This is a genomic window from Bacillus subtilis subsp. subtilis str. 168 (assembly GCF_000009045.1).
GTDB classification, from domain to species: Bacteria; Bacillota; Bacilli; order Bacillales; family Bacillaceae; genus Bacillus; species Bacillus subtilis.
Map to the genome: position 1 here is coordinate 772,131 of NC_000964.3, position 23,766 is coordinate 795,896.

Annotated in this window: 18 protein-coding genes, 2 pseudogenes and 2 other annotated features; of the genes and pseudogenes, 16 read left to right on the forward strand and 4 right to left on the reverse strand. The window is 48.3% G+C overall.

The annotated features are described in order from the left end of the window. Window positions 1-11: 11 nt before the first annotated feature. From rhgX to yetF, 9 genes are all read left to right on the forward strand, one after another. Complete coding sequence (gene rhgX, locus BSU_07060; protein ID NP_388587.1) at window positions 12-1,850, forward strand: rhamnogalacturonan exolyase; 1,839 nt, start codon at window positions 12-14, stop codon at window positions 1,848-1,850. Between the two features lie 157 nt (window positions 1,851-2,007). Beyond that, window positions 2,008-2,661: a rhamnogalacturonan acetylesterase gene (gene yesY / locus BSU_07070; RefSeq protein NP_388588.1), complete on the forward strand. Its 654-nt coding sequence runs from the start codon at window positions 2,008-2,010 to the stop codon at window positions 2,659-2,661. A 7-nt stretch (window positions 2,662-2,668) separates the two neighbouring features. After that, the gene (rhgZ, locus tag BSU_07080; protein NP_388589.1) at window positions 2,669-4,660 is read left to right on the forward strand and encodes a beta-galacturonidase; all 1,992 of its coding nucleotides are present in this window, start codon (window positions 2,669-2,671) and stop codon (window positions 4,658-4,660) included. A 43-nt stretch (window positions 4,661-4,703) separates the two neighbouring features. Next, window positions 4,704-7,277, forward strand: coding sequence for a putative enzyme (gene yetA, locus BSU_07090; protein ID NP_388590.2), 2,574 nt, complete (start codon window positions 4,704-4,706; stop codon window positions 7,275-7,277). 121 nt (window positions 7,278-7,398) lie between these two features. Continuing rightward, window positions 7,399-8,907: a lipoprotein transporter binding protein for alpha-galacturonides gene (gene lplA / locus BSU_07100; RefSeq protein ID NP_388591.1), complete on the forward strand. Its 1,509-nt coding sequence runs from the start codon at window positions 7,399-7,401 to the stop codon at window positions 8,905-8,907. A 54-nt stretch (window positions 8,908-8,961) separates the two neighbouring features. Further along, window positions 8,962-9,918, forward strand: a complete 957-nt coding sequence (gene lplB, locus BSU_07110) for an ABC transporter (permease) for alpha-galacturonides (RefSeq protein ID NP_388592.1) — start codon at window positions 8,962-8,964, stop codon at window positions 9,916-9,918. A 13-nt stretch (window positions 9,919-9,931) separates the two neighbouring features. After that, entirely contained in the window at window positions 9,932-10,819 is an 888-nt protein-coding gene (gene lplC, locus BSU_07120) for an ABC transporter (permease) for alpha-galacturonides (protein NP_388593.1), read from the forward strand. Window positions 10,820-10,827: 8 nt separating this feature from the next. Then, a complete protein-coding gene (lplD, locus tag BSU_07130; RefSeq protein NP_388594.1) occupies window positions 10,828-12,168 on the forward strand; it encodes an alpha-galacturonidase in 1,341 nt (446 codons plus the stop codon). A gap of 82 nt (window positions 12,169-12,250) precedes the next feature. Further along, on the forward strand, window positions 12,251-12,946 hold the full coding sequence (yetF, locus tag BSU_07140) for a hypothetical protein (RefSeq protein ID NP_388595.1): 696 nt from the start codon (window positions 12,251-12,253) through the stop codon (window positions 12,944-12,946). A 36-nt stretch (window positions 12,947-12,982) separates the two neighbouring features. Here the strand turns inward: yetF and hmoA are convergent, their stop codons facing one another. Together hmoA and yetH are read right to left on the reverse strand one after the other, a co-directional pair. Continuing rightward, window positions 12,983-13,309, reverse strand: coding sequence for a heme-degrading monooxygenase (hmoA, locus tag BSU_07150; RefSeq protein ID NP_388596.2), 327 nt, complete (start codon window positions 13,307-13,309; stop codon window positions 12,983-12,985). Between the two features lie 103 nt (window positions 13,310-13,412). Then, window positions 13,413-13,775, reverse strand: a complete 363-nt coding sequence (gene yetH, locus BSU_07160) for a putative lyase/dioxygenase (RefSeq protein ID NP_388597.1) — start codon at window positions 13,773-13,775, stop codon at window positions 13,413-13,415. Window positions 13,776-14,558: 783 nt separating this feature from the next. After that, window positions 14,559-15,134: a sequence feature (Evidence 5: Unknown function; PubMedId : 11157946; Product type r: regulator), on the forward strand. On the opposite strand from yetH, the pseudogene yetI (BSU_07170) reads away from it, so the two are divergent. From yetI (BSU_07170) to yetK, 5 genes and pseudogenes are all read left to right on the forward strand, one after another. Then, window positions 14,559-15,134, forward strand: a pseudogene (gene yetI, locus BSU_07170). (Overlaps the previous feature by 576 nt.) Next, window positions 15,134-15,430 (forward strand) — a sequence feature (Evidence 5: Unknown function; PubMedId : 11157946; Product type r: regulator). (Overlaps the previous pseudogene by 1 nt.) Then, window positions 15,134-15,430 (forward strand): annotated as a pseudogene (yetI, locus tag BSU_07180). It overlaps the preceding feature by 297 nt. The pseudogenes yetI (BSU_07170) and yetI (BSU_07180) overlap by 1 nt, the downstream one beginning before the upstream one ends. A gap of 154 nt (window positions 15,431-15,584) precedes the next feature. Continuing rightward, the gene (gene yezD, locus BSU_07190; protein ID NP_388600.1) at window positions 15,585-15,752 is read left to right on the forward strand and encodes a hypothetical protein; all 168 of its coding nucleotides are present in this window, start codon (window positions 15,585-15,587) and stop codon (window positions 15,750-15,752) included. 109 nt (window positions 15,753-15,861) lie between these two features. Beyond that, the gene (gene calJ, locus BSU_07200) at window positions 15,862-16,506 is read left to right on the forward strand and encodes a pH-sensitive calcium-leak permease (di-aspartyl pH sensor) (protein ID NP_388601.1); all 645 of its coding nucleotides are present in this window, start codon (window positions 15,862-15,864) and stop codon (window positions 16,504-16,506) included. Next, on the forward strand, window positions 16,506-17,498 hold the full coding sequence (yetK, locus tag BSU_07210; protein NP_388602.1) for a putative efflux transporter: 993 nt from the start codon (window positions 16,506-16,508) through the stop codon (window positions 17,496-17,498). Before calJ ends, yetK begins: the two co-directional genes overlap by 1 nt. 23 nt (window positions 17,499-17,521) lie before the next feature. Here the strand turns inward: yetK and flvL are convergent, their stop codons facing one another. Next, entirely contained in the window at window positions 17,522-18,025 is a 504-nt protein-coding gene (gene flvL / locus BSU_07220) for a transcriptional regulator (FlvL-flavonoids) (RefSeq protein ID NP_388603.1), read from the reverse strand. Window positions 18,026-18,187: 162 nt separating this feature from the next. On the opposite strand from flvL, the gene flvM reads away from it, so the two are divergent. Next, window positions 18,188-19,297 carry a putative flavin-dependent hydroxylase/monooxygenase acting on salicylate derivatives gene (gene flvM / locus BSU_07230; RefSeq protein NP_388604.1) on the forward strand — a complete coding sequence of 370 codons (1,110 nt, stop codon included), beginning with the start codon at window positions 18,188-18,190 and terminating at the stop codon, window positions 19,295-19,297. Between the two features lie 34 nt (window positions 19,298-19,331). Here flvM and yetN read toward each other — a convergent pair whose 3' ends face one another. Then, complete coding sequence (gene yetN, locus BSU_07240; RefSeq protein NP_388605.1) at window positions 19,332-20,402, reverse strand: hypothetical protein; 1,071 nt, start codon at window positions 20,400-20,402, stop codon at window positions 19,332-19,334. Window positions 20,403-20,551: 149 nt separating this feature from the next. On the opposite strand from yetN, the gene cypD reads away from it, so the two are divergent. Beyond that, window positions 20,552-23,737: a bifunctional P-450/NADPH-P450 reductase 1 gene (cypD, locus tag BSU_07250; protein NP_388606.1), complete on the forward strand. Its 3,186-nt coding sequence runs from the start codon at window positions 20,552-20,554 to the stop codon at window positions 23,735-23,737. Window positions 23,738-23,766: the final 29 nt, after the last annotated feature.

Below are 23,766 nucleotides of genomic sequence, written 5' to 3' on the forward strand. Positions count from 1 at the left end.
GTTCCCATCAAATGAAACCAAAAAAGAGGCAAATGGAATACCTGACCAGAGGTTTGATTGCGGTACAGACAGAACAGGGCGTGTTTGTCAGCTGGCGTTTTCTCGGCACGGATCATGAGACGACGGCTTTTCACCTTTATCGGGATGGAAAGCGGATCACCCGCGATCCAATCGCTGAAAGCACTAATTTTCTCGATCAAAACGGAACGGCTGACTCTGTTTATCAAGTGGCGGCTGTCAATAAAGGACGGGAAGAAAAGCTTTCCAAGAAAGCTCGTGTTTGGCAGGAAAATGTCCTGGAGGTTCCTCTTGCCAAACCGGAAGGCGGTGTGACGCCGGACGGAAAGCCGTACACTTACAGCGCCAATGATGCCAGTGTCGGGGATATAGACGGGGATGGAGAATATGAAATGATCCTGAAGTGGGACCCGTCCAATTCAAAAGACAACGCTCATGACGGTTATACCGGGGAGGTGCTCATAGATGCCTATAAACTGGACGGCACCTTTTTGTGGCGCATCAACCTCGGCAGAAACATCAGAGCGGGTGCTCATTACACGCAATTTATGGTGTATGACCTTGACGGTGACGGAAAAGCAGAAATCGCCATGAAAACAGCTGACGGCACAACAGACGGGAAAGGACATATCATCGGTGATGAGCAGGCCGATTTTAGAAACGAACAGGGCAGAATTTTGTCCGGTCCGGAATATTTGACCGTGTTTAAAGGAGAAACCGGTGAGGCGCTCACGACCGTGGAATATGAACCGCCCCGCGGCAAGCTGGAGGATTGGGGAGACGGCTATGGAAACCGGATGGACCGTTTTCTCGCCGGGACCGCTTATTTGGATGGGGAGCGGCCGAGCCTTGTTATGGCGCGCGGCTACTATACGAGAACCGTGCTCGTGGCATACGATTTCAGAAACGGAAGGCTCAAAAAACGATGGGTATTTGACTCCAACCAGCCGGGACATGAAGCATACGCAGGACAGGGGAACCACAGCTTGAGCGTGGCGGACGTCGACGGAGACGGAAAGGATGAAATCATATACGGCGCAATGGCTGTCGATCATGACGGAACCGGCCTGTACTCAACGGGCCTCGGGCACGGAGACGCGATGCATGTAGGGGATCTGGACCCGTCACGAAAAGGGCTTGAAGTGTTCCAGGTGCATGAGGACGCCACGAAGCCGTACGGACTGTCGCTGCGAGATGCCGGAACCGGTGAGATATTATGGGGCGTCCATGCTGGAACTGACGTTGGCCGGGGCATGGCGGCTCATATTGATCCAAGCTACAAAGGATCGCTCGTCTGGGGAATTGATCCGCCGGGCAATGATGGCATGTCGTACGGGCTTTTCACGAGCAAAGGCGAAAAAATCAGCGACAAAGCGCCCTCTTCAGCCAATTTCGCCATCTGGTGGGACGGTGATTTGGTCAGAGAACTGCTTGATCATGACTGGGACGGAACGATCGGCAGGCCAAAGATTGAAAAATGGGATGCTGAAAACGGCTGTCTGAAGACGATATTTCAGCCGGCCGGCGTGTTGTCCAACAACGGCACGAAAGGAAACCCGGTTCTTCAGGCCAACCTGTTCGGAGACTGGCGGGAAGAAGTGATATGGAGAACGGAAGACAGCAGCGCGCTCCGTATCTATACAACAACACATCTCACCCGCCACTGCTTTTACACGCTGATGCATGATCCGGTTTACAGGCTCGGCATCGCCTGGCAGAATACCGCCTACAACCAGCCGCCGCACACGAGCTTTTACCTCGGAACGGGAATGAAAAAACCGCCGAAGCCCGCCCTGTACATAGCGGGAAGCAAAGCGGAGGCGCCGCTGTAGGAGGACTAAGGGATAAGACGCAAAGGCTGAACGCTACGCCAAGATGATTAGAGAACTGGCAGGACGAACCAATGCTCAAGCGCTGTACGCACCGGTTTTTTCAAGGGAAGAGCTATCCGTGATGGAAGCTGTATAAAAAACGAGGAGGAATGAAAAAATGGCAAATCATATTTATCTTGCCGGCGATTCGACTGTTCAAACGTATGGAGACAGCACAAATCAAGGGGGCTGGGGGCAGTTTCTCGGCTCGCATCTGCCGGAGCATATTCAAGTGATCAACAGAGCGATCGGGGGAAGAAGCTCGAAAACATTTGTGGAAGAGGGCAGGCTTCAGGCAATCCTCGATGTGATTGAGCCGGATGATTGGCTGTTCGTGCAGATGGGCCATAATGACGCGTCAAAAAATAAGCCGGAGCGCTACACCGAGCCCTATACTACTTATAAACAATATTTAAAGCAGTATATCGCAGGCGCGCGGGAAAAAGGCGCCCATCCGCTTCTCATTACCCCCGTAGCCCGCTTTCATTACGAAAACGGCGTGTTTTTGAACGATTTTCCTGATTACTGCATTGCCATGAAGCAGACGGCCGCTGAGGAGAATGTCCAGCTCATTGATCTGATGGAGAAAAGTCTCGCTTTCTTTACTGAGAAGGGCGAGGAAAAAGTGTACACCTATTTTATGATTTCAGAAGGGATTAACGATTACACGCATTTTACAAAAAAAGGCGCAAATGAAATGGCGAAACTTGTGGCAAAAGGCATAAAGGAGCTCGGCCTGCCATTGACAGAATCGATCATCAAAGAAAGGTGAAAATGTGATGAGAAAACTGTATCATGGCGCTTGCTATTATCCGGAATTATGGGATGAAGAGACGATTCAGCAGGACATTGACATCATGCGTGAAGTTGGCGTAAATGTTGTGCGGATCGGCGAATTTGCCTGGTCAGTCATGGAACCTGAAGAAGGAAAAATTGACGTCGGTTTTTTCAAAGAAATCATCGCCCGGCTGTATGATAGCGGGATCGAAACGATTATGTGCACGCCGACGCCTACCCCGCCGATTTGGTTCTCACATGGCCGGCCCGAACGCATGCATGCCAATGAAAAAAGAGAGATCATGGGGCATGGCTCCCGTCAGCATGCCTGTACGAACAACCCGTATTTCCGAAAAAAAGCCGCCATCATCACCACAGCCATCGCCAAGGAGCTTGGCCGGCTCCCGGGGCTGATCGGATGGCAGCTAGACAATGAGTTTAAATGCCATGTTGCAGAATGCATGTGTGAGACATGCTTGCGCCTATGGCATGACTGGCTCAAAAATCGCTACGGGGTAATTGAGCGCTTGAATGAAGCTTGGGGAACCGATGTGTGGAGCGAGACCTATCAGACGTTTGAGCAAGTCCCGCAGCCGGGACCGGCCCCGTTTCTGCATCATGCCTCTCTACGCACTATGTATCAGCTGTTTTCGATGGAGATGATCGCTTCGTTTGCGGATGAACAGGCCAAAATCATCCGCTGCTATTCAGATGCGCCGATCACGCATAACGGATCAGTCATGTTCAGCGTGGACAATGAGCGAATGTTTCAGAATCTCGATTTTGCCTCCTATGACACGTACGCTTCGCAGGAAAACGCCTCTGCCTTTTTATTGAACTGTGATTTATGGAGAAATCTGAAACAAGGGCGCCCGTTTTGGATTTTGGAAACGAGTCCGTCGTATGCCGCCTCGCTTGAAAGCTCCGCTTACCCGCACGCAGACGGGTATTTGCAGGCCGAAGCCGTATCGTCCTACGCCTTAGGGAGCCAGGGGTTTTGCTACTGGCTATGGCGACAGCAGCGTTCAGGCAGCGAGATTTCCCACGGTTCGGTTCTCAGTGCCTGGGGCGAACCCACCATCGGCTATCAAAATGTGCTGGCGGTTGAGCGGGCAAGAAAGGAAATCGAGCCTATTATTCTATCGACTGAACCCGTTCAAGCCGAGGCGGCGATGACTTACTCTGACAGAGCAAAAGCATTTATTAAAACTGAGCCTCACCGGGGACTCCGGCATCGTTCGCTTGTGACGCATTTTTATGAACGTATTCTCAACACGGGGATTCACCGTGACCTTATTCCGGAAGGCGCTCCACTGGACGGCTATCGCTTGCTGTTTACGCCATTTGTGCCGTATTTGTCTTCTGAATTTATCAAAAAAGCTTCGGCATTCGCTGAAGCGGGCGGCATCTGGATCACCGGGCCGCTGACAGGAGGACGCACATGCGAGCATACCATTCATACCGATTGCGGACTTGGCGAACTTGAGAAAACGTCAGGGATCAAAACACTTTTTACCTTTCCGATGAATGAGAACGTGAATACAGGAAAAGCGTTTGGCATCACGGCGCCGCTCGGACTGTGGAGCGCGGTGTTTGACACAGAGAGCGGAAACACCCTTGGCACGGTTGAAGCAGGACCGGGGGCGGGCCATGCTTTTCTGACGGAACGGAATTACGGCGAGGGGAAAATTGTCATGCTGGGCTCGCTTCCATCCGGGAAAGAAGGGGATGCGATGCTGGAAGCGCTCGTCAGGCATTATGCGGAGGAAGCTGTTATTTCCAGCCGGTCGGATGTGACACCCGGCACGATCGTTGCCCCGCGTATAGGCGAAAACGGCCTTGTGTGGATCGTTGTGAATATGGATGGAAAAGGCGGGAGCGTGACATTGCCGGAATCGGGAACGGATTTGTTGACGCACCGCTTGGAAAAGGCGGGGAGACTGGCGGTCGGACCGCATGAATACCGTGTGATTCAATTTGACAATCACAGCTGATTCTTTGTATCGAATCAGCTTTTTTCTATGGAGGGAGAGACAGATGAAAAAGATCAAATGGTTATCAGGACAGCCAAAGGTGACAAGCGGCGTGACGTGGGGCATGCCATGGAAAAAAGGAGAATTAAAAAAAGGAGACCGTCTGGCGCTTATGAATGAAAACGCGGAAACGCGATATGTGCAAAGCGAACCGTCGGCCTATTGGCCGGACGGGAGCATCAAGTGGACGAAGCACGCGGCGGTGTTTGGCGGTCAGGAAAACCAAAGCTTTACAGTGCACAAAAGAGAAGTGCCGCAGCCAACTGAATCGCTCAGCATTCTTGAGACAGAGCATGATATCCAAGTGGATACAGGAGCACTCGTTTGTACCATTCATAAAACAGGATCTGATTTCATTCAATCATTGCAGATCAATGGAAAGCCGATCGCCGCAGGCGGGAGGCTCGTTGCGATAAGAGAAACGAGAAAAGAGTCAGCGGCGAAAATGGTTCTTTTGCATGAAAGGTCTGTCAGCTTTATCAAACGGGCGGCGATTGAGCAGAGTGGTCCTGTCAAAGCAGTAGTCAAAATCGAGGGAGTGCATGTGCTTCATAAAACGTATGAGGAATGGCTGCCGTTTGTCATCCGATTAACGTTTTATGCCGGGCTGTCTGAGATCGGCCTTGTGCACACGCAGCTGATTGACAGGAGCGGTAAACTAGAATTCGTTAAGGGGCTCGGCATCGAATTCGACCTTTTTTTGGAGGGAGAGCCGTACAACCGCCATTTCCGCTTTGCGGGAGAGAAAGGGATGTATAAAGAACCCGCCCAGCTGTTTGGCACACGTAAATTCAATGAACGATATCCGCTTTATGAAAAACAAATCAATGGCGAAATGCTGTCTCCAGATGAAGAGCATAAGGAATGGTTTGCACATGGCACACAGAATGCGGTTTGGGACGATGTCAAGATCGTGCAAGATTCCAGCGATCATTACAGCCTGTCAAAACGGACCGGAAAAGATTATGCGTGGGTTGGAATGCTGCATGGCAGCCGGGCGAAGGGGCTCTGCTATGCGGGCGGAAAAAATGGCGGTGTGGCTCTCGGCCTGCGGTATTTCTTTGAGAAATATCCTTCAGCACTGGAAATCACAGGTCTTGCCGGCAGCCGCCCCAAAATGACTATCTGGCTTTGGCCTCCGGACGGCGAAGCGATGGATTTGCGGCATTATACAGGAAACACTCACGTGGCCAGCGCGTATGAAGGCTTTGATGAAATGCGCTCTGATCCGACAGGCATTGCGAACACAAATGAAATAAGCCTGGCGTGCTTTTCGCACATGCCGTCTGACGAAGTCCTCAATGCGCTGGCTGACAAATGGCAGGCGCCCCCGCTCATTGTATGCGAGCCGGACGTCTATTACGAATCAAAAGCACTCGGGGTATGGAGCATCATTGACACATCCCATCCGCTCAAAAAAGAGCTGGAAGAACAGCTTGATGCGGCCTTTCTGTTTTATAAAAAGGAAGTAGAGCAACGCAGATGGTACGGTTTTTGGCATTATGGCGATGTCATGCATACGTATGACCCGATCCGGCATATGTGGCGGTACGATCTCGGCGGATACGCATGGCAAAACAATGAGCTCGTTCCGACCCTATGGCTGTGGCAGGCGTTTTTCCGCTCAGGCAGAGAGGATATCTTCCGAATGGCAGAAGCCATGACCCGCCATACGAGTGAAACGGACAGCTTTCACCTCGGTGAATATGCCGGGCTTGGCTCACGGCATAATGTTGTGCACTGGGGATGCGGCTGCAAGGAAGCGAGAATCAGCATGGCCGGGCTTCATAAATTCTATTATTATCTGACGGGTGATGACCGGACGGGAGATCTTTTGACAGAAGTGAAGGATGCCGATTATGCCCTTGTCAAAACCGATCCGATGCGCGCTTTTTACGAGAAAGGCAAGCACCCGACTCACGCCAGAACGGGACCGGACTGGGCGGCGTTTTGCTCGAACTGGCTGGCGGAATGGGAGCGGACCGAAAATTCGGAATATCTCAAAAAAATCGAAACGGGAATCAACTGTCTGAAGCGGCTGCCGCTCCGCTTATTATCTGGCCCGACATTTGAATATGATCCGGCGACCTCGATGCTTCATCATATGGGAGACGGCATTGCGGGCGGATATCATATGATCATTGCCTTCGGCGCGCCGCAAGTGTGGATGGAGCTGGCTGAGCTTCTTGATGACTGGGAATGGGAGGATATGCTGAGTGAATTCGGCGAATTTTACACACTCAGTGATGAGGAAAAACGAAAAAAAAGCGGAGGCGCTCTTCATGACGGGCATTTTCACTGGCCGATGTTCGCCGCCGGTATGACAGCCTACGCCGCAAGAAAAAAGCAAGATCCTCATCTCGCCGCCAAAGCGTGGAATCTTTTGCTAGAAGATAAGCTCAGCCATACGCCGCTTCCGATCAAACCGGAGCGCATCGAGACATGGACGCAGCTAGAGGAGCTTCCATGGGTGACAACGAACACTGTCTCTCAATGGTGTTTAAATGTCATAGCGGCGCTGGAACTGATCGGAGATTCCCTTCCGGCAAAAAAAGAAACATCGGGCAAAAAAGGATAACAGCCGGAATTTCATAGGAGAAATGGTGCAAAAAATGAAGATTGCAAGAATTTATGTAAGCGCTTTATATTGAGAGGGGCAAAGGGGAAATGCAAATTGAAAAAAGGGGGACTTACGCAACATGAAAATAAGAATGCGAAAAAAATGGATGGCCTTGCCGCTTGCTGCCATGATGATCGCCGGATGCAGCCATTCGGAAACATCCAATTCAGCAAGCGGTTCGAAAGATACGATCAAAATTATGGCGCCGCTCTTATCGCCGGAAAGCCCAAGTGATAAGAGCCCTTCATTAAAAGCGCTCGAAAAATACACAGGCAAAGAGATTAAGGTCACATGGGTGCCTGATTCATCCTACAACGACAAATTCAACATCGTCATGGCTTCAGGAGAGATGCCTCACGCGATTGTCATTAAAGATAAGTCAGCCGGCTTTATCAAATCTGTCAAAGCAGGGGCGTTTTGGGAGCTGTCTCCTTATTTAAAAGACTACAAGAATTTAAGCCAGGCAGATGAAAAGATTTTGAAGAACAGCTCGGTGAACGGCGAGGTGTACGGAATCTACAGAACGAGGGATCTGATCAGGGCGTGTATGATCATCAGAACCGACTGGCTGAAAAATGTCGGTCTGGATATGCCGGAAACGCTTGATGATTTCTATGAAGTGCTGAAAGCCTTTAAGGAAAAAGATCCTGACGGAAACGGCAAGGATGATACGTACGGCATGGTCGTGCCGAAATGGATGGGACTCGGCAACGGAAGCCCATGGGATGTTCTGCAAATCTGGTTCGGCGCTCCGAACCGCTACGGTGTTGAAAACGGAAAGCTGATTCCAGATTTTACAACGAAGGAATACATGGATGCGCTCACGTTTTTTAAAAAGCTCTATGATGAGGGCTTGATCAATAAGGACTTTGCTGTCATGGATTCTGCGAAGTGGAATGATCCGGTTGTAAAAGGAAAAGCGGGTGTCATCGTTGATACAGGCTCAAGAGCGTCTCAAATCCAAAGCGCGATGGAGGAGGCGGATGAGTCGAACAAGGATATCATTGATATCGTCGGCTCGCTTGAGGGACCGAATGGCAAGCGCACCTTCCCGACATCTGGTTATTCAGGCATGATCACGATACCAAAATCAAGCGTCAAAACCGAAAAAGAGCTGAAAGAGGTGCTGTCCTTCCTCGATAAGATGAATGATAAGGAAGCGCAGATTCTCACGAACAACGGAGTGAAGGGCCGCAATTACGAGCTCAAGGACGGCGTATTCACCTCACTTGAAAAAAACAATAAATCTCTCCTGTATGAGCATGAAGGCTTGGCACAGTTCAGCATGTCGATTCCGAAAAGCGAGTATTACATCGAAGACCAGAAAACCAAGCTCTTCCAGCATCGCAAGGACATCATAACCGAAGGAGAAAAAATAGCCGTCTTTAACCCTGCTGAGTCGCTTGTATCTGATGTCTATACCCAAAAAGGAGCCCAGCTTGACAACATCATCCTCGACGCGAGAACACAATTTATCATTGGAGAAATTGATGAAAAAGGGTTCGATGATGCGGTGGAGCTTTGGAAAAAAAGCGGCGGCAATGAACTGATGAAGGACTTGAACAAATTGTACCAATCGTCAAAATAAACCGATGCGCCTGCCTTTCGGCGGGCGCCCCGGTATCACGAAAGGAGAACAGATATGGAAACAGTGCCGAAGAAGAGAGATGCACCTGTTCTCACCGCTGGAAAAGGCATCAGCTGGATGGCTGCGCTCAAACGGGACAAATGGCTTTATCTTCTTCTTATTCCCGGTCTGCTTTATTTCTTGATTTTCAAATACTTGCCGATGTGGGGTGTGCTGATCGCTTTTAAAGACTATTCGCCATATCTCGGCTTCTGGAAAAGCGAATGGGTCGGCTTTGATTATTTCAAAGACTTTTTTATGAATCCGGATTTTTTCCGGCTGCTGCGCAACACCCTCATGCTGGCGAGTCTGGATCTTTTGTTTGCCTTTCCCGCGCCTCTCATTTTGGCTCTGCTTTTGAATGAGGTAAGAAAGGCCGTGTATAAAAGATGTATCCAAACCTTTATTTACGTACCCCATTTTGTATCATGGACAATTGTGGTCAGCATCACCTTCGTTTTCTTTACTGTCGATACAGGTGTGATCAACAAATTGATTATGAGCCTGACAGGTGAGCAGATTTCTTTCTTGTCGGATGCAGACTGGTTCCGGCCAATGATTGTGATGCAAAGCATTTGGAAGGAGACAGGCTGGGGAACGATTCTATTTTTGGCAGCGCTTGCTACGGTTGATCAAGAGCAGTATGAAGCGGCCATCATGGACGGAGCGGGGCGGTTCAGGAGAATGTGGCATATTACGCTGCCGGCGATTAGAAGCACCATTATCGTTTTGTTGATTTTAAGAATCGGCAGCTTTTTGAATCTTGGCTTTGAACAGGTGTATTTGATGACGAACTCACTCAACCGCAGTGTGGCTGACATCTTCGACACGTATGTGTACATGATGGGGATTACCCAAGGGGCGTATAGCTACAGCACGGCGGTCGGTTTGTTTAAATCAGTTGTCGGGATTATCTTGATTTTTGGCGCCAATTACATTGCGAAAAAGTTTGATCAGGAAGGATTGTTTTAGAGGAGGGAGAGGTATGGCTGAAATTCACACGATGCACAACACCAAAGCCGGACGGGTGTTTGACGTCTGCAACATTCTGTTTCTCGGCGGTGTCGGCGCGATTACCATTTTGCCGTTTTTATATATTATCGCCGGTTCCTTTGCGACAGAAGCGGAACTCGCCCAGCGGAGCTTCTTTATTTTCCCGAAAACCTTTACACTTGATGCTTACAAGTATGTGTTTTCGACACCGACGTTCCTTCGAAGCATGGGCGTGTCCATCTTCATCACGGTGGTTGGGACGGCTGTACAGCTGTTTTTTACCTTCACGATGGCGTATCCGCTGGCGAAACGGCATGTGAAGGGACGGAATCTGCTGTTGAATCTGGTGATTTTCTCCATGCTGTTTTCAGGCGGCATGATTCCGACGTACCTTGTCGTAAAATCACTTGGCCTTTTGGATACGTATTGGGCATTGATTCTGCCGATGGCGATTAATCCGTTCAACCTTATTATTATCAAAAACTTCTTTCAGCAGCTGCCGCGCGAGCTGGAGGAATCAGCAAAAATTGACGGCTGTTCCGAAATCGGCGTCTTCTGGCGGATCGCCCTGCCTCTGTCAAAGCCAGTTATTGCGACCTTTGCGCTGTTTTATGCGGTCGGGATTTGGAATGATTTCTTCCACGCTCTCTTATATATCAATGACAGTGCAAAATGGCCGCTGCAAATGGTGCTTCGCCAAGTCACAATTTTATCGGATTTAACGGCGACCAATGGTGATACGATGCAAAATGCAGTTCCGCCGGAGCAGGGAATTAAACTCGCTGTCATTGTCATTGCGACGCTGCCGATTTTGGCGGTCTATCCATTTTTACAAAAACACTTTGCAAAAGGAATGCTGATCGGTTCGGTGAAAGGCTGAGAAAGGGAGTGTTTCATATCAGTACATTAGATCAGATTAAGATTGCCTATATCGGCGGGGGGTCCCAAGGCTGGGCCAGAAGCCTGATGAGTGATTTGTCGATTGATGAACGGATGTCAGGCACGGTGGCGCTCTATGATCTTGATTTTGAAGCCGCTCAGAAAAATGAAGTGATCGGCAATCACAGCGGGAACGGCAGATGGAGATATGAGGCTGTTTCTACTTTGAAAAAGGCGTTATCAGCCGCGGATATCGTCATTATTTCCATTTTGCCGGGATCACTGGATGATATGGAAGTCGATGTGCACTTGCCTGAGCGCTGCGGTATTTATCAGTCTGTAGGTGATACTGTCGGGCCTGGAGGGATCATCAGGGGCTTGCGTGCTGTGCCGATATTTGCGGAAATTGCCCGGGCAATAAGAGACTACGCACCTGAATCATGGGTCATTAATTATACAAACCCGATGTCTGTCTGTACAAGAGTGCTGTATAAAGTGTTTCCCGGCATCAAAGCGATTGGCTGCTGCCACGAGGTATTCGGGACGCAAAAGCTATTGGCGGAAATGGTCACGGAAAGGCTGGGGATTGAGGTGCCGCGGCGTGAGGATATCCGCGTTAATGTGCTCGGCATTAACCATTTTACATGGATCACAAAAGCCTCTTACCGCCATATTGACCTGTTGCCTATATTCCGTGAATTCAGCGCGCACTATGGGGAATCAGGATATGAGCTGGAGGGGGAATGCTGGAGGGACAGCGTCTTTTGTTCGGCACACCGTGTTGCGTTTGATTTATTTGAAACGTATGGCGCCATCCCTGCTGCGGGTGACAGGCATCTGGCAGAGTTTCTTCCCGGCCCATACCTCAAACAGCCTGAAGTATGGAAATTTCATCTCACACCTATATCATTCAGAAAACAAGACAGAGCTGAGAAACGACAAGAAACAGAACGGTTGATCGTGCAACAACGGGGCGTTGCTGAGAAAGCTTCGGGAGAAGAAGGCGTGAACATCATAGCGGCTCTTCTCGGATTGGGTGAACTCGTCACAAATGTAAATATGCCGAATCAAGGCCAGGTCTTAAACCTTCCTATACAAGCCATTGTCGAAACAAACGCATTCATCACAAGGAACCGTGTCCAGCCGATTTTGTCCGGAGCGCTTCCGAAAGGTGTGGAAATGCTGGCGGCTAGGCATATATCCAATCAGGAGGCAGTGGCGGACGCAGGTTTAACAAAGGATACTGGCCTCGCGTTTCAAGCCTTCCTCAATGACCCGCTTGTCCAGATTGACCGCAGTGATGCAGAGCAGCTTTTCAATGACATGCTCCAATGCATCATGCAAAGCTGAGCTTGCCGATTAGCTCTTTCCGGTTTAGAAAGGAAAGCATTGACCATACTGATAGTATAATCAAGAAGTAGGTGCTATCAATATGGGAAATTATTTAAGTGTTGCGGTAGAACTGGTCTGCGGTTTAGGCATTTTATTTATCATCTTAAAGCTTCTCGGGAAAACCCAATTTTCTCAAATTACGCCGTTTGACTTTATTTCTGCTTTAATTTTAGGTGAATTGGTCGGAAATGCCGTCTACGATCATGAAATCAAAATCAAAGAAATTATTTTTGCTTCGCTATTGTGGGGCGTGCTGATTTATATTATTGAATTTATCACGCAAAAAATGAAATCATCGCGAAAGTTCTTGGAGGGCGAGCCGAATATCGTCATCCGCAAAGGGGAGCTTCAATATAAAGTAATGAAGAAAAATAAGATAGACATTAACCAGCTGCAAAGCCTATTGAGGCAAGCTGGGAGCTTTTCGATCCAAGAAGTAGAATATGCGATTCTTGAAACAAACGGGATGGTCAGCGTGCTTCCAAAATCAGACTTTGACAAACCGACAAATAAGGATTTGCAGATTCCTTCGAAGTCCGTTTCTCTGCCGATCACGTTAATCATAGATGGAGAGATTGTGCGGGATAATTTGAAGGAAGCAGGTGTGGATGAACAGTGGCTGAAACAAGAATTGAAAAAGAAGAACATTGATAAGACAGAGGACGTGTTATTTGCAGAATGGCATAAAAATAAGCCGCTGTATACTGTAACGTACGAACAAAGCAGATCAACATGACTCTTAGAAAAAAGCTTGCAGCAAGGCGCAAGCTTTTTATTGATTGTATGTCCCTTGTTTGACAGCACGTACATGGTACATGCTCACTTCAGTGCTGATCAGATAGTCAGGCTTTGGTTTGCCTTTGTTTGCTTTATGGCCGGCGATATGCGCATCGCTTTTTTCCCATTGCTTCCAGTGATCCTCTGATTCCCAGCGAATCATGACAACAACTTCTTCATCACCGCGGCGCACATTTTTCTCAAGCACTGTCACATCAATTAAACCTTCTTGTTTTTCAATGATTCCTTCAGCGCTGAAACGTTCTATGACTTTATCTGCAAAGCCTTCTTTAACCGTCATTTTTCTCAACTGTACAAACATTTGTCTCACTCCAATCATTCTCACATATGAATAATTGTAAATGAAATTCATTCTCAATGTCAAAGAAAGCGCAGGGCGGAATCGAACCGCCGTGCGCAACAGTTTATTCTTTTAATAAAAACACATTTCCGTCTTCGTCCTTAAATTGAACGAAGGTGCCCCACTCCATTTGATTGGGCTCACCGAGAAATTCTACACCGTTTGTCTTCATTTTCTCGTATGTACCAAAGATGTCTTCGCATTCAAACACAATAGAAGCCTTCATTTGCTCTGAGCCTTTCATCATGGCTTTCGGGTAAATGACTAAACGAGTCTCGGCTCCTTTTGGCGCAACCTCCAGCCAGCTTGCTTCAGGTCCCATTGGGTGATCCGCTGCAATATCAAAGCCTACCTTCTCTGTCCAAAATTGCTTCGCTTTCTGCTGGTCCTCGACATATACAGCAACAGTGCCAATTTGTTTGATCATAGGGAAACCTCCAAGTTGAAAAGATAATAATACTATAACCTGTTTACGGCCGAAGTAACATAAAAAAATCAGCCGGGAAACCGGCTGATTATTAAAATGAGCAGCTTACAACATCGATGTGATTTGTGTCTAAGGCGAAATAAACCCAGCGGCGCCGTGAGGAATCCCAATAAAAGCCGCCGACGGATCTTCTGCCAAGGATGATCGGGTAAAACCAAAATGAGCGGCCATTGGTTAACCAGACATAGGTAAATCGGAAAAGGCAAGGACGAATGGTGATTGGTTCAACTAACAAAACGGCTCCTTGAGAACCCTGCGGTTTTGGGGGTTTCGCTGGTATTTGGGAAGGAGGAGGTCCCTGCGGCGCACCGCCGAAGCCTGGGCTGGCACCGCTGCCAATACCAGGGCCGGAGCCGCCGCCAAAGCCTGGAACAGCACCACCGCCAATGCCAGGACCGGAGCCGCCGCCAGAGCCCGGAACAGCGCCGCTGCCAATGCCAGGCCATGGATATCGGTATTCATATTCAAAAGCAGGCCAAGGCTCATAAAAATGCCCCGCAAACATATAAGGATCAACATAATACATGTGATAACGTCCTTTCTCATTGTAAACTGTACATTGCAGTTTATGCGGGCGGACTCTTATTGGTGCATTCGCCTAAGGATATGAAGCTGGAATGCTCTCAGAGAGCAGAATCATTTGATTTTTCTCTAGTCTTATTCACAATTCCGATTTATCATTTTATAATGAAAGTGCTTCTATTACGAAAAAGGAGACAGACCGTGAATATCGATCAATTATTATATCAATATATCATAGACAACACTGCGGATATTACTGAGAAATGGTTCAGTTTGCGTTGCCAGCTAAAAGGCGAGCTATATTCCGCCAGCCATTTAAGTGAAGAAACGAAAACACTTTTAACCGAGCAGCATACATTTACCAATATAACAATCGCAAGCGCATTTCTGGAGGATCAAACCGATTTTCAAGAAAACATGACAAAATGGGCGCAAAACGTTGCGAAAAACAGGGTAGAGCAGGATGTTCAAGTGCATGAGGTCGTAGAAGCCATATCCAATTCAAGAATCTCATTCTGGGACGCAGTCGCCACATTTATAAAAGAGAATCAGGAGATTGTGACAAATGAGGATGCAGACCGATGGAACCGCATTGTGAATCAGTCGTTCGATAAGCTGATTATTGAATTCTCCGAGCAGTACCAAAAATTCATGCTGATGAGGCTTACATCTCAGCAGGAACTGATCTCAGAGCTTGGCTGCCCGGTCATTTCCATTGCCGATGGAATCGGGATATTGCCGCTTATCGGCTCCATTGATACAAAACGGCACAGGTCATTTTAGAAACAGTGCCGGTCCGCTGTGTCGAGAGAAAAATCACAAGCCTCGTCGTTGATCTTTCGGGTGTTCCGATTGTGGATACCATGGTGGCTCAGCAATTGTACAACCTGTCTAAAACACTTTTCTTATTAGGCGTCAAAGCCGTATTTTCAGGAATTCGCCCGGATGTGGCCCAAACATCGATTCAATTGGGGCTTGATTTTAGTGAATATGAAACGTACGGCACGCTGAAGCAGGCATTAGAAAACATGGGTGTCCGCTGTATTGTTGAGGAATTGGAAGAAAACAAATAGGAAGTTTCCAGGCATATGATTGTCCGTCACCGGGTGATCATATGCCTTTTTGATTTGAACAGAAATCACCATTGATTTATCGAAAAAAACATAATATTATAATTCTTATAAGAATACTGTGAATTAAAACCTATTCAACAGGGGGGAAGGTCTTTTGGTTTCTAAATCAACGATTGATCCGGAAGTGATTGAAAAAATCATCAGCTCGCTGGAAACACTCGATTTCGGCACGGTTCAGATTACGGTTCATGATTCTCAGATTACCCAAATTGAGAAAATAGAAAAGCACCGTTTTTCGCTGAAAAGGAAAGAATCAAAATGATAATGTAAAGGGCGTTTGTTTTCATTAAATTCTCCTTAAAACATATACATATTTCATCCAATTTTTATATAATAGACCTTTAAGATCATTTTTTAGGAGGATTTTTGACATGCAAGCTACGGTTCACGAGAGTAAGCAATCGATCATGCAACGCATTTTGACAGTCTTTGTCTTCACATTGCTGATCGCGACTGTCGGCCTTTTTATCGGCCAATTTGTTCCTGTCGCTTTGATGCTGCCGCTTTCTATTCTTGAAGTGGCGATGATTATTCTGGCCTTCTGGATGCGCAGAAGAAAAGCGGTCGGGTATGCGTTTGTATATACATTCGCGTTCGTTTCCGGCATTACCTTATTTCCGATCGTCAGCCATTACGCTTCCATCGCCGGCGCCTATGTCGTGCTCGAAGCCTTTGGCTCTACATTTGTCATTTTTGCCGTCTTGGGCACAATCGGCGCAAAAATGAAGAAGGATTTATCCTTCCTGTGGTCGTTTCTGCTGGTTGCGGTGCTCGCACTCGCAGTGGTAGGGATTTTCAACATTTTCAGCCCGTTAAACTCAGCGGCGATGATGGCGTATTCCGTGATCGGAACCATCGTCTTTTCCCTTTACATTTTGTATGATTTGAACCAAATCAAGCACCGCCACATTACGGAAGACTTGATTCCGGTTATGGCGTTATCGCTGTACCTAGACTTTATCAACTTGTTCATCAACCTGCTCCGCTTCTTCGGCATTTTGAGCAGTGATGATTAATGAAAAAGCGTCTGTCATTGGATAGGCGCTTTTTGCCATACATCAAAAAGGCAGGTGGAGTATTGGTGAAAAAACAAATGGGCGCATATGTATCTCTGGCAGCAGCTATGGCGATCGTCGGCAGTTCTGTCGTTGTCGGCAAGCTGATGGTCGAACGGATTCCGGTCTTTCTTTCCTCAGGATTGCGTTTTTTGATCGCTTCTGTCGTATTGCTCATGCTGCTGTTTTGCATTGAAAAAGGGTTTCCGGCTTTGACGAAAAAAGATGTGTTCGTATTACTGGTGCAATCATTCACAGGCGTGTTTTTGTTCAGTATTTGCCTGCTGTATGGGGTTCAATATACGACGGGAACGGAAAGCGGCATTTTGACAAGCACAACCCCCATGTTGATCGGTATTTTATCCTTTTTCCTGCTGAGAGAAAAAATTGAGAAAAAGACGCTGATCGGCATTTTGCTGGCGGTTTGCGGCGTAATGGCGATTAATTTGTTTGGAGCCGGGAGCCAAGACGGGACGCCGCACGCCTTATTCGGGAACATGCTGATCATTGCTGCAGTCATTGGCGAAGCGTTGTTTACATTGATGGCCAAGCTGCTATCCCCGCATATTTCGGCACTGGCGATTTCGACCTTCGTATCGCTCTTCGGCTTCCTGTTTTTTCTCCCGTTTGCTTTGTTTGAGGCCTCTTCATTTGATTACAGCGTGCCGACTGTTTTGGATTGGTCGTATGTGCTGTATTACGCGCTTTTTGTCACTGTTTTGGCGTTTTACTTATGGTATAGCGGGGTGACGAAGGTGCCGGCGGGTGTATCGGGCATTTTCACATCCGTTCTTCCGGTCTCAGCTGTCATTTTGTCAGGCGTGATATTGAAGGAGCCATTTGAGTTTGTGCATTTCATCGGCATTGCATGTGTCATCGGCGGCATATTTGTTACGGTCATAAAGAAAAAACAGCCGGATGCGTATCCGGCTGCAGAAGAAAAGACGCTATAGCCTGTCCGGATCGGACGGGTTTTTTAGTCTTTAAACACGCTCAGCCTTTCAAAAAGATCACCAAGCATCTTCACGAACATGTCTTTTTCCTCGTCGCTGTAGTTTTCCATGACAGCGGATATTTTGCTGAAATGGCCGGGCAGAAATTGCTCCAGGCGTGCTTTGCCTTCTGTTGTCAGTTCAATGCTGATTTTTCGTTTATCCTCTGTGTGATGCCTGCGGCTGACAAAACCGTCTCTCGCCAGCCCGTCTAGCAGGCCTGTAATTGTTGCTTTCGTGACATTTGACCGCTTGGCAAGCTCTGTCGGACTTAACCTATGATCCTTGGCATCAAAGAGCAGCATCAGGATTTTGAATTTTCCTTCTGAAAGCCCTCGGCCAGCAAAGTAATGCTCCATCACATGATTCATTTTTTTTGAAATATCAAAAAGAGATAAAAACAATTCAAGAGAGCCGGCGTCAATATTGGCATACGTTTCGGCGTGCTCTGTTATATGCTTATATTTCGGTAAATGTTTTAATTCCATCGCAATTAGCTCCCGTACATTCGTTGTGACACGATTATAAAGGAGGGAAAACCATAACGCAACTTGGCTTGGAGATGATTGACAGCTTTTCTTGGGACATAGTAAGGTAATATAGTTAGGCGCCTAACTAATACATATAGAGCTGAAAAGGTGGTTATTGATATGAAACATATGTTAATAGCAGGAGGCGGAATCGGCGGCTTGTCAGCGGCCATTTCTCTCCGTAAGGCAGGGTTTTCCGTCACCTTATGTGAAGCGGCTTCAGAAAATCGAAAAACAGGTGCGGGGATTCTTCAGCCGCAAAACGCACTGGCGGTGTTGAAAGAACTGGGCGTATTCGAAGATTGCTGTAAGCACGGCTTTCAAACAGAATGGTTTAAAACGTTTGATGAACAGGGGAATTTGCTGTTTCAAGTCAGTGAATCCTTTTTAGACGATTCACTTCCGGGACGCAATAATATCCTGCGCAAAACGTTAAATGACATTCTCATGAAGCATGCCGAGGCAGTGGGTGTAGACATCAAGTGGGGGAAAAAGGTTGTCGCCTATGAAGAAACTGCTGAATCGGTCACTGCCTTATGTGAAGATGGAGAAAAGATGCAGGCTGACATTCTGGCGGGCTTTGACGGCATTCACTCCGTTGTTCGTGATAAGATGCTGCAAAAGGAAACGGAAAAAGAGCATCTCGGCATGGGAGCGTGGCGCTTTTATATCGAACTTCCTGATTACACATTCGAGGACGCAACATTCATGTATAGAAGCGGAGACACACAAATCGGGGTGGTGCCATTGGCACAACACGCTGGCTATGTCTTCGTCCTCCAGCCTTGCACGAGCGATTACTGGGATGAGGAAGATACCCGGTTTGATAGAGTAAAAGAGATTCTTTCTGGTTTTCGGGGGCTGGATTTTGTCACAAAGCACATGTCAAAACAGCATCCTGTCATCTTTAACAAACTGGAGCAGGTCGCCGTGCAGGAGCCATGGCATAAAGGCCGCGTCATCATCGGAGGAGACGCCGCCCACGCCGGTGCGCCAACCCTGGCACAAGGAGCGGCAATGGCGATCGAGGATGCCATCGTCCTCGCCGAAGAACTCCAAAACCACGCCGACCACGAAACAGCATTACAGGCGTACTATAAAAGAAGAGCCCCACGAGCGCTCAAAGTCCAGAACCTATCATCTGAAATCGTCCGCCGCAGGCTGAAAGGAGAGCCGGGAGCGGAAGAACTGATTGGGGAGTGCTATGCGGTGTTGAGGGAAGGGTATTAAATAGGAAAAGTCCAGAAAGTGATTTCTGGACTTTTTAGTCTTGCTCTGTTTTATTCCTTATCCGCTCAATCACCTCATGCAGCCCCTCAGGCTTATAAAACTCCACCGGTGAACTGCCTTTCTCAAACGAAATCGTCTCGGCTTCAATCAGCGCGACATAGCGCCCGTTTACTTTTGCGAGATGAATAGAATCGCCAAAATCCGCTAGCAATCCCTTAATCTCTGTTTCTCCGACTTTCATTTTCAGCTGGGCCTCTGGCGTGTGCTCGATGATTTGGGCGGAGGCTTCGATGACTTGATGGGTGTCGAGGCGCTCTTGGATTTCCCGTTTTTCGCTTGCTTCCCAAATCTCAATGTCGTGCTCGAACTGCTTGAGTTCTTCGCTGTTGTCTTCAAATGTCTCGTAGACGTGCTCTTGTACCATGTTCATGACCTGATTTTTCATGATTTCTGGCATCGATTCTCCGTACTCGACGAATTTCAGAAAGTCCTCAAAATAGCGGGCGTGCGAGGCCTGGTGGATTTTCAGTTCACCTTCCTCGACCATTCCTTCCTCTGGCATGTACGGGTATTGGATGCTTTTCATGTTTTTTGTCGTGATCGCCATTTCGACTTTTTTAATGAGAGAAGACGCGTCAGAGATGCGGGCGACCTTCGGCTCAAAATCACATTTCATAATGAAGACAAATGACTCATCAAAGTATTTTCTCGGCACGGCCGAAGCGACGAGAAACACGCCGCCGCGAACCGCGCTTGTGTCAAGGTACGTGCGGACGAACTGCTCGCTCAGCTCATTGAAGTCTTCTTTTGTTTCCGCCAGACGCGCGCGGTTGAACATGTTGTAGTTTGGGTTGGAATCGAGCTCGTGGCCGGGCTCGACGATAAAATGGCCGATTTTCGTCGGCACCTGCTCGGACTGCGGATGGCGGTCGGCTTTCCGTTTAACGATTTTTTTCAGTTCCCCGTCGAGAAAGTCCTTCAGCTCGCTTTCTTCAAATTCTCCCGTATCAAGGGTCTGGAAGTGCTTGAACTGCTTGTTCGCCTGCTCATCTTTGCCTTCCACCTGTATGACATAAAAGGATAAAAACCGAATTTCAAAATCCATATATAAACTCACCTTATTCGCGTATTGTACAGCTTCTCAAGTATAGAAAAAACAGCGATCATGCGTCAATTGGGAGAACGGAATAATCATGACCATGAAAGGGAAATGTAGTCAAATAGAAGGCATTTCATACGGAAAGGAATGGTTCGATGAAGGAAACAAGCCCGATTCCTCAGCCGAAGACGTTTGGGCCGCTCGGCAATTTGCCTTTAATTGATAAAGACAAACCGACGCTTTCGCTGATCAAACTGGCGGAAGAACAGGGCCCGATTTTTCAAATCCATACACCCGCGGGCACGACCATTGTAGTGTCCGGCCATGAATTGGTGAAAGAGGTTTGTGATGAAGAACGGTTTGATAAAAGCATTGAAGGCGCCTTGGAAAAGGTTCGCGCATTTTCCGGTGACGGATTGTTTACGAGCTGGACGCATGAGCCTAACTGGAGAAAAGCGCACAACATTCTGATGCCGACGTTCAGCCAGCGGGCCATGAAGGACTATCATGAGAAAATGGTCGATATCGCTGTTCAGCTCATTCAAAAATGGGCAAGGCTCAACCCGAATGAAGCAGTCGATGTCCCGGGAGATATGACCCGGCTGACGCTCGACACCATTGGGCTATGCGGGTTTAACTACCGCTTTAACAGTTACTACAGAGAAACGCCCCACCCGTTTATCAACAGCATGGTGCGGGCGCTTGATGAAGCGATGCATCAAATGCAGCGGCTTGATGTTCAAGATAAGCTTATGGTCAGAACAAAGCGGCAATTCCGCTATGATATTCAAACGATGTTTTCGTTAGTCGACAGCATTATTGCAGAGCGCAGGGCGAATGGAGACCAGGATGAAAAAGATTTGCTCGCCCGCATGCTGAATGTGGAAGATCCGGAAACTGGTGAAAAGCTCGACGACGAAAATATCCGCTTTCAGATCATCACGTTTTTGATTGCCGGCCATGAAACAACGAGCGGCCTGCTTTCCTTTGCGACTTACTTTTTATTGAAGCATCCTGACAAACTGAAAAAGGCGTATGAAGAGGTCGATCGGGTGCTGACGGATGCAGCGCCGACCTATAAACAAGTGCTGGAGCTTACATACATACGGATGATTTTAAATGAATCACTGCGCTTATGGCCGACAGCTCCGGCTTTCAGCCTTTATCCAAAAGAAGACACAGTCATTGGCGGAAAATTTCCGATCACGACGAATGACAGAATTTCTGTGCTGATTCCGCAGCTTCATCGTGATCGAGACGCTTGGGGAAAGGACGCAGAAGAATTCCGGCCGGAACGGTTTGAGCATCAGGACCAAGTGCCTCATCATGCGTACAAACCATTCGGAAATGGACAACGGGCCTGTATCGGCATGCAGTTTGCCCTTCATGAAGCCACACTTGTGTTAGGCATGATTCTAAAATATTTCACATTGATTGATCATGAGAATTATGAGCTTGATATCAAACAAACCTTAACACTTAAGCCGGGCGATTTTCACATCAGTGTTCAAAGCCGTCATCAGGAAGCCATTCATGCAGACGTCCAGGCAGCTGAAAAAGCCGCGCCTGATGAGCAAAAGGAGAAAACGGAAGCAAAGGGTGCATCGGTCATCGGTCTTAACAACCGCCCGCTTCTCGTGCTGTACGGCTCAGATACCGGCACCGCAGAAGGCGTCGCCCGGGAGCTTGCTGATACTGCCAGTCTTCACGGCGTAAGGACAAAGACAGCACCTCTGAACGACCGGATTGGAAAGCTGCCGAAAGAGGGAGCGGTTGTCATTGTGACCTCGTCTTATAATGGAAAGCCGCCAAGCAATGCCGGACAATTCGTGCAGTGGCTTCAAGAAATCAAACCGGGTGAGCTTGAGGGCGTCCATTACGCGGTATTTGGCTGCGGCGACCACAACTGGGCGAGCACGTATCAATACGTGCCGAGATTCATTGATGAGCAGCTTGCGGAGAAAGGCGCGACTCGGTTTTCTGCGCGCGGGGAAGGGGATGTGAGCGGTGATTTTGAAGGGCAGCTTGACGAGTGGAAAAAAAGCATGTGGGCGGATGCCATCAAAGCATTCGGACTTGAGCTTAATGAAAACGCTGATAAGGAACGAAGCACGCTGAGCCTTCAGTTTGTCAGAGGGCTGGGCGAGTCTCCGCTCGCTAGATCGTACGAAGCCTCTCACGCATCCATTGCCGAAAATCGTGAACTCCAGTCCGCAGACAGCGATCGAAGCACTCGCCATATCGAAATTGCATTGCCGCCGGATGTTGAATATCAAGAGGGCGACCATCTTGGCGTATTGCCAAAAAACAGCCAAACCAATGTCAGCCGGATTCTTCACAGATTCGGTCTGAAGGGAACCGACCAAGTGACATTGTCGGCAAGCGGCCGCAGTGCGGGGCATCTGCCATTGGGCCGTCCTGTCAGCCTGCATGATCTTCTCAGCTACAGCGTCGAGGTGCAGGAAGCAGCCACAAGAGCGCAAATACGTGAACTGGCGTCATTTACAGTGTGTCCGCCGCATAGGCGCGAATTAGAAGAACTGTCAGCAGAGGGTGTTTATCAGGAGCAAATATTGAAAAAACGAATTTCCATGCTGGATCTGCTTGAAAAGTATGAAGCGTGTGACATGCCGTTTGAACGATTTTTAGAGCTTTTACGGCCGTTAAAACCGAGATACTATTCGATTTCAAGCTCTCCAAGAGTGAATCCGCGGCAAGCATCGATCACAGTCGGTGTCGTGCGCGGCCCGGCGTGGAGCGGCCGTGGCGAATACAGGGGTGTGGCATCAAATGATTTAGCTGAGCGTCAAGCCGGTGATGATGTCGTGATGTTTATCCGCACACCGGAATCCCGGTTTCAGCTTCCGAAAGACCCTGAAACGCCAATTATTATGGTCGGGCCAGGCACGGGAGTCGCGCCATTTCGCGGTTTCCTTCAAGCCCGCGATGTTTTAAAGCGGGAGGGCAAAACGCTCGGTGAGGCTCATCTCTATTTTGGATGCAGGAACGATCGGGATTTTATTTACCGAGATGAGCTTGAGCGGTTTGAAAAAGACGGAATCGTCACTGTCCACACAGCCTTTTCCCGAAAAGAGGGCATGCCGAAAACATATGTCCAGCATCTCATGGCTGACCAAGCAGATACATTAATATCAATCCTTGACCGCGGTGGCAGGCTTTATGTATGCGGTGATGGCAGCAAAATGGCCCCGGATGTGGAGGCGGCACTTCAAAAAGCGTATCAGGCTGTCCATGGAACCGGGGAACAAGAAGCGCAAAACTGGCTGAGACATCTGCAGGATACCGGTATGTACGCTAAGGATGTCTGGGCAGGGATATAGATAAAGAAGACTGGAGACATCCAGTCTTT

Bases quoted from the DNA above. Each gene is read 5' to 3' on its own strand.
- rhgX (NP_388587.1), top strand. From the start codon at position 12: ATGAAACCAAAAAAGAGGCAAATGGAATACCTGACCAGAGGTTTGATT.
- yesY (NP_388588.1), top strand. From the start codon at position 2,008: ATGGCAAATCATATTTATCTTGCCGGCGATTCGACTGTTCAAACGTAT.
- rhgZ (NP_388589.1), top strand. From the start codon at position 2,669: ATGAGAAAACTGTATCATGGCGCTTGCTATTATCCGGAATTATGGGAT.
- yetA (NP_388590.2), top strand. From the start codon at position 4,704: ATGAAAAAGATCAAATGGTTATCAGGACAGCCAAAGGTGACAAGCGGC.
- lplA (NP_388591.1), top strand. From the start codon at position 7,399: ATGAAAATAAGAATGCGAAAAAAATGGATGGCCTTGCCGCTTGCTGCC.
- lplB (NP_388592.1), top strand. From the start codon at position 8,962: ATGGAAACAGTGCCGAAGAAGAGAGATGCACCTGTTCTCACCGCTGGA.
- lplC (NP_388593.1), top strand. From the start codon at position 9,932: ATGGCTGAAATTCACACGATGCACAACACCAAAGCCGGACGGGTGTTT.
- yetF (NP_388595.1), top strand. From the start codon at position 12,251: ATGGGAAATTATTTAAGTGTTGCGGTAGAACTGGTCTGCGGTTTAGGC.
- hmoA (NP_388596.2), bottom strand. From the start codon at position 13,309: ATGTTTGTACAGTTGAGAAAAATGACGGTTAAAGAAGGCTTTGCAGAT.
- yetH (NP_388597.1), bottom strand. From the start codon at position 13,775: ATGATCAAACAAATTGGCACTGTTGCTGTATATGTCGAGGACCAGCAG.
- calJ (NP_388601.1), top strand. From the start codon at position 15,862: ATGCAAGCTACGGTTCACGAGAGTAAGCAATCGATCATGCAACGCATT.
- yetK (NP_388602.1), top strand. From the start codon at position 16,506: ATGAAAAAGCGTCTGTCATTGGATAGGCGCTTTTTGCCATACATCAAA.
- flvL (NP_388603.1), bottom strand. From the start codon at position 18,025: ATGGAATTAAAACATTTACCGAAATATAAGCATATAACAGAGCACGCC.
- flvM (NP_388604.1), top strand. From the start codon at position 18,188: ATGAAACATATGTTAATAGCAGGAGGCGGAATCGGCGGCTTGTCAGCG.
- yetN (NP_388605.1), bottom strand. From the start codon at position 20,402: ATGGATTTTGAAATTCGGTTTTTATCCTTTTATGTCATACAGGTGGAA.
- cypD (NP_388606.1), top strand. From the start codon at position 20,552: ATGAAGGAAACAAGCCCGATTCCTCAGCCGAAGACGTTTGGGCCGCTC.